We start from the raw sequence: 15,227 nt of genomic DNA, 5'->3' as shown, positions 1-15,227 counted from the left end.
GAGGAGATATGCAAGATTTAGAGTTGATAAACAATAAGAATATCTTATTGCTAGTTAGTGGTTCTATAGCAGCCTATAAAGCACTTGAGATTGCAAGCGCTTTGAAAAAATCAGGGGCAAATGTGCGTGTAGTTATGAGTGAGGAAGCTAAAAAGTTTATCACTCCTTTATCTTTTGAGGCATTGGTGCATACACGAGTTTTGCATGCAGCAACTGAAAATTGGGTAAATACTCCTAACGAAATATCTTGTAATCACATTGCTTATGCAAGATGGGCAGATATGGCTTTGTTAGCTCCGGCTACAGCTAATACGTTAGCAAAAATAGCCTCAGGGATTGGGGACAATCTTGTCTTAACCACCCTTTTGGCGTGCAATGTTCCTAAAATTGTTGCTCCTGCAATGAATACAATAATGTTTGAAGCACCTCAAATTCAAGAAGCTATCACTAAGATATTAGGACTTGGATTTGATGTGATTGCCCCCAGAGTTTCTCTTTTGGCTTGTGATACTTATGGTAAAGGGGCAATGGAGAATGTTTGTGAAATTGTTTTTAGAGTATGTAGAGAATTAAGAAAAAATTCTTTTTGGAAAGATAAAGAAGTCATTATTACAGGGGGCGGGAGTATTGAAAATATTGATTGTGTACGTTATCTTTCTAATTATTCCAGCGGGCTTCAAGCGAGTTATTTGGCTATAGCATTGTATATTTTAGGAGCAAAAGTAAGTTTAATTGCTTCTGTTTTTCCTATAGAATTGCCTTTAGGGATAGAATGTATATATGTTAAAAGTGCCGGTTCTTATTTGGAAGCTATACATTCAAAAACCCCCACTAAAGGGAGGGCATTTTTATTTATGGCCGCAGCTATTAGTGATTACACTCCCATAGATCCTGCAAATACCAAGCTTAAAAAAGATGAAATTGGATTAGAATGGAAAATAGAGTGCCAAAAAAATATTGATGTTCTTCAAGAGATCGATTCTCCCAATATTTTTAAAATCGGGTTTAAGGCTGAATGTGATCATGCAAATGCATCCCATAGCGCCAGAAAGTTACTTGAAAAGACACAAGATGGAGGTAAGGGTTGTGAAGTGGTATGCCTCAATATTATTGGAAATCATAATCCTTTTGGTGCGCAAGAAAACGAAATGATGTTTTTTTCCAAAAATGCAACACGTCATACAGGATTAAAATCAAAACTTGAGATTAGTTTTGAAATAGCTGATTTTGTCCAAAATTTATTATGCTAGAACATATTGTTTCTTTAGAGCGTCTTTATAATTCTATAGGGAAAATAAATAATATTACTGAATTTAACGCAGCTTTGCCTATAATAATCAAAGTACTTTCAAAAATAAAATCAGGAGAATACCTTTTAAAAATTGGCAATACCACCATTGAGACCAAAAGCCAAAAAGATCTTTTAAGCGGGCAAAGATATTGGGCTAATATGTCCAGGAATGCAGCAGGGGCAATTGTTCTCTCTAATCTCACCCATCTGCCCAAAATGTTTGAAATGATTGAAAAAAGTCCTTTAAAATTAAATTTAAAAGATTTAGAAAAAATTCTCAAAAATTCTCAAACCGATGGTTTGAGGGAATATAGGGATTTTTTGTTAGATAAATTGAGTGATGCCCAAAATAAATATGAATTTTTAAATTTAGGGAATTTGCTTTTTTCACTCCATAAGGGCGTGATTTCTTTTGTTATTTCGCACAAATATCACGAAGCTTTTGTGCAAATAAAGCCTTCAAAAATAAAAAAACAAAGTTTAGATTTTTATGCAATTTATTCTAATTTAGGATCTATAAAAGGTAAAATTTATTTATCAGATAAAGGTATGGGGGCAAATATTTATGTGTTATATGAAAGTGTCAAAAAAATACTAGAGACAAATAAAGACATATTAAAGGGATTTTTTTCTATCAATATATCCAAAATTGAAAAAATAGATCCCTTGTTTGAATTTGAAGAGAGTCTTTTAGACATTAAAGGTTAATTATATATTTATTTTATATTATTAACTGATTATAAAATTTATTTAAATTATATTTTATTTTTGAGTTATAAGTGTTTTGAAAATCATCAGAGTAAGGTAATTGAGAATACCAAATTTTTATATTTTGTATGTGGTTTGTAGAAATAGGATCTCTACTTTTGATTTAAAATCCTTTATTAACAATAATTCTTGATTGCTTTAAGATAAAAAGGCAATAATACAAGTATATTAATTTTATTATTAATATTTTATTGAAATTATATGGGTATCAAATCTCATATTAATATATTTATTTAAAATTACACAAAAATATTCTCTAATCTTTATTTTATAAAATAAAGATTAGAATTTTTTACATATGAGCAATCATCACATCTCCAAATTCAGAGCATTTAACTTCTTTTGCTCCTTCCATTAATCTGGCAAAATCATAAGTAACTTTTTTGGATTCAATAGCTTTTTTCATTGATGAAACAACTAAATCTGCTGCCTCAATCCAACCCATATAACGCAACATCATTTCGGCGCTTAAAATAAGCGATCCCGGATTTACCTTGTCTTTTCGGGCATATTTTGGAGCAGTGCCATGAGTGGCTTCAAACATTGCAACACTATCATTGAGATTTGCTCCGGGAGCAATGCCAATGCCTCCTACCATTGCTGCGAGTGCATCTGAGATATAATCACCATTGAGATTCATTGTGGCAATGACATCATATTCGGCAGGACGTAAAAGAATTTGTTGCAAAAAGGCATCTGCAATGACATCTTTGATGATGATTTCTTTGCCGGATTTGGGATTTTTGAATTTGCACCAAGGACCCCCATCAATTTCAATAGCTCCAAATTCTTTTTTGGCAAGTCCATAGCCCCATTTCATAAATGCCCCTTCGGTAAATTTCATAATATTTCCCTTATGGACAATTGTAACTGAAGCTCTATCATTATCAATGGCATATTCAATAGCCTTGCGAACAAGACGTTCTGTCCCTTCTTTGCTCGTAGGTTTAATGCCAATACCACTTGTTTGAGGAAAACGAATTTTGGTTACTTTCATTTCATTTTGTAAGAAATGAATAATTTTTTCTGCTTCGGGGGTGCCTTGTGCAAACTCAATCCCTGCATAAATATCTTCGCTATTTTCTCGAAAAATGACCATATCTACTTTGTTGGGTTCTTTGACAGGGCTTGGGCTACCATACCATCTGACAGGGCGAAGACAAACATATAAATCCATCATTTGACGCAAAGCCACATTCAGAGATCGAAAACCCTCTCCTACCGGGGTAGTAAGGGGACCTTTGATAGACACTTTGAAATAATTAATAGCATCAATTGTATCCGGCAAAAGCCATTGTTCCATTGGACTTAGTGAGCTTTCATTTTTGAATTTGTTAAAACACTTCTCTCCTGTATAAACCTCATACCAAGAGATTTTTTTGTCATCTTTATAAGCTTTTTTAACTGCAGCATTGATGACTTTTATCATTGTAGGTGTTATATCTACTCCAATGCCATCTCCCTCTATGTAGGGGATGATTGGATTGTTAGGGACGTTTAGCTTGCCTTCTTTGGTGAGAGTAATTGCTTGGCCGCTTTGTGGTAATTCTAAAAACTTTGGATTATAACCATTAAATTTTGACATTCTATTATCTCCTTTGAATGTATTTTTAGATAGGATAGTTTAGCATTAAAAGATAAAAATGTACGAATATAATATTATGTTGATTTATTTTAAGAGTTTGTGTGTAAAATAGTGCTTTATAAGAGTAAGATATTTGAATGATAAAAAACAAAAATTTACAGAGAAAGGCAATCAAATGGGAACAATAACTTTAATCAATAATGAGACAAATCAAAAATTTGATTTTAATATTATTGATTGCACACGCGGTCCTAAAGCAGTTGATTTTTCAAAATTATTTGAAACCACAGGTATATTTTCATATGATCCGGGATATGGTTCTACAGCAGGGTGTGAATCTACTATTAGTTATATAGATGGCAAAAAGGGGGAATTGCTTTATAAGGGGCATCCAATTGAAGAGTTGGTCAAACAATATCAATTTACTGATGTTTGCAAACTTTTAATCAGCGATGAATTACCCAAAAATGCACAAGAATCTCTTGGATTTGATTTGGAATTAAGGCATCGGAGTTTTTTGCATGAAGGGTTGATCAATCTTTTTTCAGCCTTTCCTGATGGCGCACACCCTATGGCAACTTTATCTTCTGCTGTCTCTGTGCTTGCAACATTGTATTTTGATCATAAAGATATGGAAGATGAAGATGATTATCAAACAATGGCACGCAGAATTATTGCCAAAATCCCTACAATGGTAGCATTTTGTTATCGCAATGCTGTGGGGGCACCTTTTGTTTATCCTGATATTGAGCGTTCTTATGTGGAGAATTTTCTTTATATGTTGCGTGCATATCCTCATGGGAGACTCAAGCAAACTTTAAACGGGAAAGAAGAAATTACAGATTTAGAAGTCCAAGCGCTGGATAAAATCCTGACATTGCATGCCGATCATGGACAAAATGCTTCTACAACAACAGTTAGAAATGTTGCTTCTACAGGCGTGCATCCTTATGCTGCTATTAGCGCAGGAATTTCTGCTTTATGGGGACCTGCACATGGGGGCGCAAACGAAAAAGTGCTCAAACAGCTTAATGCAATTGCTGATATAAAAAATGTAGATAAGTTTATTGCAAGAGCTAAAGACAAGAATGATCCTTTTAGATTAATGGGTTTTGGGCATAGGGTCTATAAAAATTATGATCCTCGCGCAAAGGTTCTCAAAAATCTTAAAGATGAATTAGACAAAAAAGGCATTAGGATGGATGCTCACTTAAATGAAATAGCTCAAAAAGTTGAGGAAGTTGCCTTGCATGATCCCTATTTTATAGAGAAAAATTTATATCCTAATGTGGATTTTTACTCCGGAATTATCTTGACAGCCTTAAAAATCCCTGTCCAGCTTTTTACTCCTATATTTGTTATTGGAAGAATGCCCGGTTGGTGTGCGCAGCTTTTAGAACATATTAAAAATCCACATGCAAGAATTACTCGTCCCAGACAGGTTTATATTGGAAAATGAATTTAGATTTTAAAATTATTGATAGGATTGTTATAAAAACTTAGATGAAGGGGGAGTCATGAAATTTTTAAGGCAAACAAGTGGATTTGTAGGTAAAAATATTGCTGTTATTGTGATTATTTTTGCTGCATTGGCATTATTTTTTCCACAAAATTTTAATTTTATTAATCCGGGTCTTATTGCTCCATTGCTTGGTGTGATTATGTTTGGGATGGGGCTTACAATTAGGCTTGATGATTTTAAAATACTTTTTTTCAGACCCAAGGAAGTCATTATTGGCGTTTTGGCGCAATTCATCGTGATGCCATTGTTGGCTTTTGTGCTTGTGAAGATATTTCATTTATCTCCGGATCTTGCTATTGGTGTGATTTTGGTAGGCACAAGTCCGGGCGGGACGAGTTCTAATGTGATTACATATCTTTCAAAAGGAGATGTAAGCCTTTCAGTTGCTATTACGAGTTGCACAACGTTGTTAGCTCCTATCATGACACCTTTATTGACTTATTTTCTTGCAGGAGAGAGCATTGAAGTAAATATTTTTAGTATGTTTTTAAGTATTATCCAAATAATTATTATACCTATATTTTTAGGCATAATTGTTCATAAGTTTTTACCTAAAATTGCCAATTCTATTCAAGATATTTTGCCATTAATTTCAACTATAGGCATCGTTGCTATCATTATTTCTATCGTGAGTGCAAATGCTTCAAAAATTTTAATCAGTAGTTTTGTAATCATATCAATTGTCATTTTGCATAATATTTTTGGATATTTAATTGGATTTTTAATAGGTAAAGTTACAAGGCAACCTTTGGCTAAAATAAAGGCACTTTCTATTGAAGTAGGGATGCAAAATTCAGGACTTGCAGCTTCTTTAGCGATAACACATTTTGCTATATATCCTCTTGCTGCAGTTCCGGCAGTAATTTTTAGCGTATGGCATAATATATCCGGGGGTATTTTGGCCGGTATTTATTCAAGAATGAAAAATACTCCCCATGAATAGATATTTCAAGTTTAAAAAATAAATATATTTTTAAATATATGATATAATTTCAATACAAACTAAAAAAAGGAGTTGTAATGAAAGAGATACTTAGGTTGCATGCAAGATATAATAAAAATGCAAATAAAGGGATGATAGAGTGTCTTAAAAAATTAAGCCCCGGTGAATTTAATAAAGATGTGGAGCTTTATTATAAATCTATAGCCGGAGCTTTTGAACATGCCTTAGCTTTAGATGCTCTTGTTTTTGGTAATGTTTATGCAAAATACAGCATAAAACCATTGGATAACAAATCAATTGTTTCTATTGCCGGTCCTAATATGACTATCAATGAACCTATCAAATCAGACATGGATAAATTATTTCAAGCAAGGATAAAAGTAGATGATTTCATTGTTGAATTAATCGAAAATATTGATGATTTTTCTAAAGTTGAGGTTTTGGAATTTCCTGGAATTAAATTTGAAAAACCTATTTATCAGCTTTTAATTTCCATTCTTACTCATGATACTCATCATAGGGGACAAATTGCCGGAGCATTAGATAGGATGAAAATTGAAAATGACTTCAATGGAATGTTAGGGGTTTAGTGCGTCCGATATATTTTTTCTGGATTGTTTTTGCCATCAGTGTTTATTGGATGGCTTATTTATACCAAGATTTTTTAATGAATCTTTTGATAGCGGGACTTTTGTGTGTCGCTACTTTTTGGCTCAAAGATTTTTTTGGGCGTTATATTAAAAATGAGATTTTAAATTCTTTTTGCTGTGTGATTGTGCTTTTGGCTTTTTTGATTGTGCCCCTTTATTTTGTGGGGCACAGGAGTATCGGGTTTATTGTTGGGCTTGATATGGATAGTTTTTCTTCTTTTGTTGATAAAACAAAGCAATTCATTATCGGTATTTTTGAATATTTTCCTGTTTTAAGTTCCGGTATCAAAAAATCTCTTGCAAATATTTCTGCTCAATCTATCATGACTTATGCAATTCATTTTAGTAGCTATATTGGCAAATATAGTTTGAGTTTTTTAATCAATACCGGTTTTATCGTGGTATTTTTATTTTTCTTTTTTTATTATGGTCGTCGGATTTATAATTATATACTGCAATTATTGCCTTTTGAAATTTCCCAAAGCAAAGCAGTTTTTAGGGAAATAAACGGAGTATTGCGCGTGGTGTTTTTAACTTCTATTATTAATGTTATTTTGCAAGGGTTTGCTTTTGGAATTGCTGTTGTTTGGTTGGGCTATGATGGATTTTTGTTAGGCGTGCTTTATGGATTGACATCTTTGATCCCTGTTATTGGAGGGGCATTATTATGGCTACCTATCGCAGGATATGAGATTTATTTAGGAAATGTTGGCATAGCTATTTTTATTGGCGTGTATTCATTGGTTTTTATAGGATTTGTGATTGATAATCTTATCAAGCCTATTATCATCGCTTTTATTAAACAAAAAATTTTAAAAACTCCTCTGCAAATTAATGAAATTTTGATTTTCTTTTCTATCTTGGCCGGATTTTCTACATTTGGTTTTTGGGGAATTGTTGTGGGACCTACAATTACAGCATTTTTTATCGCATTGCTTAGATTATATCAGAGTAATTTTTCTCATAAAAATCCCTAATGAATGCCATTTAATCCGGATAAATAGAAATTTGAATGCAATGAGTAGAGAGATTAATAAAATTTTGCGTCTTTTAAAGGACGCAAAATTTGTTATCCTGCGGGGATGATTTGGGGGAAAACATAAGCGATAAGAGTAGTAATAATTCCAATAGCAATTACTAGCAAAATAGAATATTTTACAGTGAACCTAAAGAGTTCTGATTCTCTCCCTACAAGTCCAACAGCAGCGCAAGCTACTGCAATACTTTGGGGGCTAATCATCTTGCCTACAACACCTCCTACAGAATTAGCAGCTAAAAATAATACTTCAGGGATTCCTAATTGACGAGCTGTGAGTTGTTGGAGTGAGCCAAAAAGTAGGTTTGAGCTTGTATCGCTTCCTGTCAAAAATACTCCAATCCATCCAATAATGGGTGAAAAGAAAGTAAATGCACTCCCTGTGCTTGCTAAAGCAAGTGCTAGGGTGGCAGATATACCACTATAGTTTGAAATATAAGCAAATGCAAGCACAAGACCAATAGTAAGAATAGGGAATTTCATTTCATTTAATGTTTCTCCAAAGACACTGAGGGCATCTTTGGCTTTTACTCGAAGAATAAAAATGCTAATAATGGCTGCTGCAAAAATAGAAGTTCCTGTAGTTCCAATCAAAGGAAGAGAAAAAATGATTTTTGTAGTGGGTGATTGCCCTTCTACAGCAATAGGAGCAGTTTTTATAATTTTTTCACTAATAGAGTTGAATTCAAAACTAAAAGTTGTAAATGACAATACTCCGCCAGGCTTGAAAAGTTCTTTAAACCAAGGCTGTGTCCAAATTATAATTGTGATAATCAACATGACAAAAGGAGCCCATGCCAACAATACTTTGCAAATATGGTGTTTGGAATGTTGCGTCATATTTTCATTACCATCAGTGCGGAAGATTCTTTTGGGTTGCCAAAATTTTAAGAAAATAGTAGTGGCGATGATTGAGACTATTGCAGAGATAATATCAGGAAGTTCAGGTCCTAAATGGTTGGAGCTGAAAAATTGCACAATTGCAAAAGAGAGCGCAGCTACCAACACAACCGGAAAAGTTTCTTTAATCCCTCGCCATCCGTCCATTAAAAAAACGATAAAGAATGGAATGAATATTGTAAGAGGGGGCAATATACGTCCTGTCATTGCTGAAATATCAAGTGCCGGAACATTCACAACTCCTGCCATTGCAATAATAGGTATGCCTACAGCTCCAAAAGCAACAGGTGCTGTATTGGCAATCATACAAAGACCTGCTGCGTATAAAGGACGCAATCCTAATCCCACGAGAATGGCAGCTGTGATAGCTACCGGACCTCCAAATCCAATAGCGCCTTCTAAAAAAGCTCCAAAACAAAAACCAATAAGAATTACTAAAATTCTATGATCGGGGGTAATTGAAAGAATGCTTTCTCTTAAAATATCAAAATATCCTGATTTGACAGACAATTTATAAAGAAAAATAGCAGCTACAATTATCCAAGCAATTGGCCATAAGCCATATAAAAAGCCATATCCAAAAGCAGAAGCGACCATATCAAAAGGCATTCCATAAATAAAGATTGAAATGAGTGCAGCAAGAACAACGGTTAAAAATCCTGCTACATGACCTTTAAGTTTAAAAATAATTAGTGAAACAAAAAATAATAATATAGGCAAAAAAGCTACAAAAGCACTTAACCAAATATTGTCAAATGGGTTATAAGTTTGCGCATAAACATCATTCATTTATTCTCCTTTGTGTTATTTAAGTTTTTGTTTTTATTGAAAGACAATTTAGTATAACCAAAAGATTTGGGTTGTCATTTATTTTTATAGAGGATAAAAATTGTTTCTTGGACAGATGAGTAATTCTGTATCAAAAATAGTCTGTTTTATAAAAAATCAAAATTGATATTTTGATTTTTTTTATACCTTTTAGGATATATTTATAGGAAATATTAAAAGGAGATAATGTTGAAGGTTTATTTTTTTGCCACTTGTTTGGGTGGAGTCGCTTATAGCAATACCTGTGTTAATGCAATCAAATTATTACAAAAAGAAGGAATAGAAGTAATTTTTAAAAAAGATCAAACATGCTGTGGGCAACCTAGCTATAACTCAGGCTATTATGATGAAAGCGCAGAAGTAGTCCTTTATAATGTAGAGCTTTTTAAGGGAGATTATCCTATTATAGTGCCTAGTGGTTCTTGCGCGGGCATGATGAAGCATGATTATTTGGAATTATTTGAGGGAAAGAGTGAATATCAAAGAATCCGGCAGTTTTCCTCACGCATTTTTGAACTCAGTGAGTTTTTAGATAAAAAATTAGGTGTAAGATATCAAGACTATGGAGAACCTGTTAGGATTACATGGCATTCTAATTGCCATGCATTGAGAGTTGCAAAGATTGTGGATTCTTCCAAGGCGCTTTTAAGAAGCCTTAAGAATGTTGAACTCATAGAGTTGGAGAGAGAGGAGGAATGTTGCGGGTTTGGAGGGACTTTTAGTGTTAAAGAGCCCGAAATTTCTAAAGCAATGGTGAGTGAAAAAATTGCAGATATCCAATCCAGGAATGTTGAATATTTAGTAGCAGGGGATGGGGGTTGTTTGCTTAATATTAGCGGCGCTATGGAGAAAATGAATTCTAAAATCAAAACAATTCATTTATATGATTTTTTAGCCCAAAGAATTGGAATCTCAGATAAAAAGGAAGCATAATGAGTGAAAATATACTATTTCATTCCACCAAAGAATATGAAGAAGCAATTACTGCCAAGCTTTCTGATGAGCAGTTGCGGAAAAATCTCAAATCTGCAATGGATGTGCTAAAAACTAATAGAAAAAATCTCATTCAAAATAGATACACAGATTGGGAAGGGCTAAGAGAACTTGGGAAGGAAGTCAAAATAAAAGCGCTTTCTCATCTTGATGAGCTTTTGGAAAGATTTGAGAGTAACGCACTCAAAAATGGCTTTAAAGTTCATTGGGCAAGTAATTCTCAAGAGGCAAATGAAATTATTTATCGTCTTAGCGTAGAAAAGAAAATTTCATATGTTTTGAAGGGCAAATCAATGGCAAGCGAAGAAATCCATCTTAATAGTTACTTGAAACAAAAGGGAGTTTTGGCTACTGAGACAGATTTAGGCGAATTAATTATCCAGCTTATTGATGAACCCCCTGTGCATATTGTTGTCCCTGCTATTCATAAAAATCGTTATCAAATCGGAGAAATTTTTAGAGACAAATTAGGCGCTTCATTTGAGAGTGAGCCTCAAAAACTAAATGGTATTGCCAGAAAACATTTGAGAAAAGAGTTTGAGGATTTTAAAATGGGTATCTCAGGAGTAAATTTTGCCATTGCCAATGAAGGGGCAATTTGGTTGGTTGAAAATGAAGGCAACGGAAGAATGAGTACTACTGCTTGTGATATTCATGTAGCTATTTGTGGGATTGAAAAAATAGTAGAGAGTTTTGAAGATGCTTCGATTTTGGATACATTGCTTGTCCCTAGCGCTGTGGGAGCACCTATTACTTGCTATAACAATATCATTACAGGACCTAGGAAACAAGATGATCTTGATGGTCCAAGAGAAGTACATATTATCATGCTTGATAATAATCGTTCAAATATTTTGGCAGACTCTCATTATTATCGTTCTTTAAGTTGTATTCGGTGTGGGACTTGTTTGAATCATTGCCCTGTATATGACAAGATTGGAGGGCATGCTTATTTGTCTGCTTACCCCGGACCTATTGGAGAAGTCATTTCCCCTCAATTATTTGGATTAGATAATTGTGGTTATATGGTTAATCTTTGCAGTCTTTGTGGGAGGTGTTCAGAAGTTTGTCCTGTTAAGATTCCTTTAGCAGACCTTATTAGAGATCTCAGAAGTGAAAAAGTCAAAGAAGGGCGTGGAGATGTAAAAGGCTATGCCAATACGCATCAAAATAAAAATGAAAAAATTGCCATGAAAATTTTTGTAAAATTAGCTACAAGTGGCGTAAAATGGAGAATTTTGTTAAATTTTGTAAATATTTTTTCTCCATTAGGCAAGATGATGCAACATGTTTTGCCCGGAATAAAGGCTTGGACATCCTGTCGAGAATTTCCTCATATCAATGCGACATTGCATGCAAAAGTTAAGAATATCAAAGGAGTGATTTATGAGTAAAATACAAATATTAAATCGTATCCGATCTGCCTTGAATAACAATCATATTCCAAGTTTTGACCCTCACTATAAAGATATTCTAAAATATGAAAATACAGATTTATTACAAGAGTATAAACGACTTCAAATTGCTAATAAAGCCAAAGTAATACAATCTCAGGATTTATCAAGAGATGTTTTGGATACTTTGGTAGAAATAGAAGCAAAAAAGGTTTTATATACCCTGGATTTGCCTTTTGATATAAAAGATCTGGAGGGTAATTTTGAAACAATTGCTTATGATAAAAAGGTTGAGGCTATTCGATCAGAACTTTTTGGGATTGACACCTCTATTGTAAAGGCAGTTTGTGGGGTAGCAAATTTAGGAATTATAGGAATAGCGTCTTCACCCTATAGCCCACGTCTTGCATCTTTGATTACATTAAATTGTATTATTTTATTAGATAAAAATAATATCGTTCCTAATTTATTCGAAGGGACGCAAATGCTCAAAAGCAAAGCAAACAAAGGTATTTTACCTGCAAATTTATTATTTATCGCAGGTCCTTCAAGAACTGCCGATATTGAATTGCAGACAGTTTTTGGAGTACATGGTCCTCAAAATGTGAGTGTTATTTTATATTAAATAAGGAAAGAAATGAAATTAGAAATAGGTGATAAAGCTCCTGATTTTAGACTCAAAAATCAAGATGATATAGAAATTGGCTTGAAAGATTTAAATTCTAAAGTGATTGTTTTGTATTTTTATCCCAAAGACAATACTCCCGGTTGCACGATTGAAGCGCAAGATTTTACAGAAAAATTAGATGATTTTGCTAAAAAAGGTGTTGTAATAGTGGGTATTAGTCCTGATAGCCCCAAGAGTCATAAAAAATTCATTGAAAAGCAAAATCTAAAGCATATTTTACTGAGCGATCCTACTCGTAGCGTAGCTACGAATTATGGTGTATATGCTAAAAAAATGATGTATGGCAAAGAAGTGTTTGGAATTGTGCGATCCAGCTTTATTATTGACAAAAATGGGGAGATAAAAAAAGTATTTTATAATATCAAAGCAAAAGGTCATGCTCAAGATGTTTTAGATAGCTTATGACGAGAAAACCATAAAGTGAGGATTTTAGTTTTTAGCATAAAGAAGTCTGAAATTTATTTTTGCTCAGGAAACATTGTTGTTGCAATATTGGTATTTTGCTATAATCGTATCTTTAAAATAAAAGGATAATTTCAATGGATAATGGAATATTTTTATGCTCAATTTCAAATGTAAGTAGTGGGAATTGTAGTGAAGATTGCGGGTATTGTGCCCAAAGTTCTCATTATCAAAGTGATATTGAAAAATATAAATTTAAAGATCCGGATATTGTACTTAAAGAAGCAAGGATGCTTAAAAATTATGGTGCTTTGGGATTTTGTCTTGTGACTGCCGGGAGAGGCTTGGATGATAAAAAATGTGAATACATTGCCAAAACAGCTAAAATGATTAAAGATGACGGACTGGATTTGCATATTATTGCTTGTTGTGGGCGAGCAGATATTGATTCGCTTATTTATCTCAAAAAAAATGGCGTTGATAGTTATAATCATAATCTTGAAACAGCTAAAGATTTTTTTCCTAAAATCTGCACGACCCATCCATGGAGTGAGAAATTTGAAACTTGTGAAAATGCTTTGAGTGCAGGGTTGGGACTTTGTAGTGGTGGGATATTTGGTTTGGGAGAAAGTTGGGGAGATAGGATTGAATTACTCAAAGCTCTCCAGATTCTCTCTCCGCACTCCACACCTGTTAATTTTTTTATCCCTAATTCTGCTTTGCCTATCAAACAAGATATTTTGAGTCCTGAGGAAGCTCTGGAATGCGTCGTGTTAGCAAGAGAATTTTTGCCAAAAGTACGTTTAATGATAGCCGGAGGTAGAGAAATTGTATTTGGCACAGATCAAAAAGCATTGTTTGATTGTGGTATCAATGCTGTGGTATTGGGTAATTATCTCACTACAAAAGGAGACACTCCTCAAAAAGATGTAGAAATGATTCGATCCTATGGGCTTGAAATTGCTACTACTTGCCATTGAGAAAAGAGAAAATGCTCAAAGAAATTTGTCAAAATATTAAAAAAAGGATTCAAGAAGCTTATGCTTTTCTTACACATGAACAAGAAATGTTTTATTATGCTTCATCACTGAGTTTTTATACAATTTTTGCTTTGATTCCTTTGTTATTGATATTATTTTCAGTGATGTTGAATTTTCCTAATTTTAAAGATAGTCTCAATCAAATTAAAACTTTGATTCTCTCAAATATTCTCCCTGCTCATACAGAAATCATTACTTCTTTTCTGGATACTTTTATACAAAATAGCTCAAAACTTGGGATAATAGGATTTATTTATATTATTTTTACTTCTTTAATGTTTTTCAGGAATTATGAGTATATTTCTTCTAAAATGTTTAATTCCAAACCCAGAAAATTTTTTGATTCTTTGATAGTGTATTGGGCGATGGTAACGCTTTTTCCTATAGCGATATCTTTGAGTATTTATTTTAGTGGTGAAGTCCAAAATGTGCTTAAAAATAAGGCAGATGATTCATTCTTGTCTGATTTTTTATTATGGTTGGCAACTTGTGTATTGTTTTTAATTTTATTTCGTATCTCTGCTAATAAACCGCTCAATAAAAAAATATTAGTTTTTACTTCATTTTTAAGTGCAAGTATATGGGATTTATTAAAATGGGGGTTTGTGTATTATATTTCATACAACAAAACTTATCCTACTCTTTATGGATCTGTATCGATTTTATTAATTTTGATGCTTTGGATTTATATTTCTTGGTTAGTGCTGCTCTTTGGAATGCGTTCATGTCAAGCTTGTATCAGCAATTTTGGAAAAAAAGATGAAAAGGTAATTTAGGATTTGCCCTATTTTTATCCTTCTTCTATCTCTATGTTTTCTATCCCTTCTTCTGCCTAACTTTCCTATCTCTGCTATCTTTCTGACTTGTTTTCTCCTATCCTTATCTCTTACTCTATCTTACTTTGATTTTATTGTATTTTTCTTGCAGGACGCATACTTTGCCATTTAGGATGAGATTTTATTTGAAGTTGGTATTTTTGTTTTTTGTTTTGCTCTTCTTGGAGTTTTTTTTGTTTTTCTTTTTTTTCAATCAAATCTTTTTTGTCGATGGTTTTAGGGTCATAATGATTATTCTGATAAAAACTATCACTCTTTGGGGATGGGATTGATTCATAAGGTTTAAATACATTTTTAGGTCTTGCTTTTTGGGTTTGATTGACTTGGGGTCTGTAATTGAGTGATTTGTAT

15 protein-coding genes are annotated in these 15,227 nt (G+C 33.3%); 12 read left to right on the top strand and 3 right to left on the bottom strand.

Translation table 11 applies throughout. The features are described 5' to 3' along the window. The first annotated feature begins 8 nt into the window (after positions 1-8). Together coaBC and BKH45_RS06610 are read left to right on the top strand one after the other, a co-directional pair. Positions 9-1,250 carry a bifunctional phosphopantothenoylcysteine decarboxylase/phosphopantothenate--cysteine ligase CoaBC gene (gene coaBC, locus BKH45_RS06615; protein WP_095274700.1) on the top strand — a complete coding sequence of 414 codons (1,242 nt, stop codon included), beginning with the start codon at positions 9-11 and terminating at the stop codon, positions 1,248-1,250. Next, positions 1,244-1,999: a hypothetical protein gene (locus tag BKH45_RS06610; RefSeq protein ID WP_095274699.1), complete on the top strand. Its 756-nt coding sequence runs from the start codon at positions 1,244-1,246 to the stop codon at positions 1,997-1,999. The genes coaBC and BKH45_RS06610 overlap by 7 nt, the downstream gene beginning before the upstream one ends. 352 nt (positions 2,000-2,351) lie before the next feature. Here the strand turns inward: BKH45_RS06610 and icd are convergent, their stop codons facing one another. After that, a complete protein-coding gene (gene icd / locus BKH45_RS06605; RefSeq protein ID WP_095274698.1) occupies positions 2,352-3,644 on the bottom strand; it encodes an NADP-dependent isocitrate dehydrogenase in 1,293 nt (430 codons plus the stop codon). 175 nt (positions 3,645-3,819) lie between these two features. Here icd and BKH45_RS06600 point away from each other — a divergent pair, with 175 nt between their 5' ends. From BKH45_RS06600 to BKH45_RS06585, 4 genes are all read left to right on the top strand, one after another. After that, complete coding sequence (locus tag BKH45_RS06600; protein WP_095274748.1) at positions 3,820-5,103, top strand: citrate synthase; 1,284 nt, start codon at positions 3,820-3,822, stop codon at positions 5,101-5,103. Positions 5,104-5,161: 58 nt separating this feature from the next. Further along, positions 5,162-6,109, top strand: a complete 948-nt coding sequence (locus BKH45_RS06595; RefSeq protein WP_095274697.1) for a bile acid:sodium symporter family protein — start codon at positions 5,162-5,164, stop codon at positions 6,107-6,109. A gap of 77 nt (positions 6,110-6,186) precedes the next feature. Then, positions 6,187-6,699, top strand: a complete 513-nt coding sequence (locus tag BKH45_RS06590; protein ID WP_095274696.1) for a DinB family protein — start codon at positions 6,187-6,189, stop codon at positions 6,697-6,699. Further along, positions 6,699-7,736, top strand: a complete 1,038-nt coding sequence (locus BKH45_RS06585; protein ID WP_095274695.1) for an AI-2E family transporter — start codon at positions 6,699-6,701, stop codon at positions 7,734-7,736. Before BKH45_RS06590 ends, BKH45_RS06585 begins: the two co-directional genes overlap by 1 nt. Positions 7,737-7,828: 92 nt before the next feature. On the opposite strand, the gene BKH45_RS06580 is transcribed toward BKH45_RS06585, so the two are convergent. Continuing rightward, on the bottom strand, positions 7,829-9,484 hold the full coding sequence (locus BKH45_RS06580; protein ID WP_095274694.1) for an L-lactate permease: 1,656 nt from the start codon (positions 9,482-9,484) through the stop codon (positions 7,829-7,831). A 228-nt stretch (positions 9,485-9,712) separates the two neighbouring features. Between BKH45_RS06580 and BKH45_RS06575 the strand changes: the two genes are divergently transcribed. From BKH45_RS06575 to BKH45_RS06550, 6 genes are all read left to right on the top strand, one after another. Next, a complete protein-coding gene (locus BKH45_RS06575; RefSeq protein WP_095274747.1) occupies positions 9,713-10,456 on the top strand; it encodes a (Fe-S)-binding protein in 744 nt (247 codons plus the stop codon). Next, positions 10,456-11,910: a LutB/LldF family L-lactate oxidation iron-sulfur protein gene (locus tag BKH45_RS06570; protein WP_095274693.1), complete on the top strand. Its 1,455-nt coding sequence runs from the start codon at positions 10,456-10,458 to the stop codon at positions 11,908-11,910. Before BKH45_RS06575 ends, BKH45_RS06570 begins: the two co-directional genes overlap by 1 nt. Beyond that, positions 11,903-12,535, top strand: coding sequence for a lactate utilization protein C (locus tag BKH45_RS06565; protein WP_095274692.1), 633 nt, complete (start codon positions 11,903-11,905; stop codon positions 12,533-12,535). The genes BKH45_RS06570 and BKH45_RS06565 overlap by 8 nt, the downstream gene beginning before the upstream one ends. A gap of 12 nt (positions 12,536-12,547) precedes the next feature. Further along, positions 12,548-13,003 (top strand): thioredoxin-dependent thiol peroxidase, encoded by a 456-nt coding sequence (gene bcp / locus BKH45_RS06560; protein ID WP_095274691.1) that lies wholly within the window; start codon positions 12,548-12,550, stop codon positions 13,001-13,003. A 134-nt stretch (positions 13,004-13,137) separates the two neighbouring features. Next, positions 13,138-13,980 carry a biotin synthase gene (locus BKH45_RS06555; protein ID WP_095274690.1) on the top strand — a complete coding sequence of 281 codons (843 nt, stop codon included), beginning with the start codon at positions 13,138-13,140 and terminating at the stop codon, positions 13,978-13,980. 11 nt (positions 13,981-13,991) lie between these two features. Next, positions 13,992-14,816 (top strand): YihY family inner membrane protein, encoded by an 825-nt coding sequence (locus BKH45_RS06550; RefSeq protein ID WP_257874512.1) that lies wholly within the window; start codon positions 13,992-13,994, stop codon positions 14,814-14,816. A 131-nt stretch (positions 14,817-14,947) separates the two neighbouring features. Here the strand turns inward: BKH45_RS06550 and BKH45_RS08900 are convergent. Then, the coding region (locus BKH45_RS08900; RefSeq protein WP_180675685.1) for a hypothetical protein at positions 14,948-15,227 on the bottom strand (280 nt) is incomplete at its 5' end.

This window comes from Helicobacter sp. 11S03491-1 (genome assembly GCF_002272835.1).
In the GTDB taxonomy this organism is placed as follows: Bacteria; Campylobacterota; Campylobacteria; order Campylobacterales; family Helicobacteraceae; genus Helicobacter_J.
Note: the sequence above shows the minus strand (reverse complement) of the source record. Positions and strands in the feature narration are given on the sequence as shown.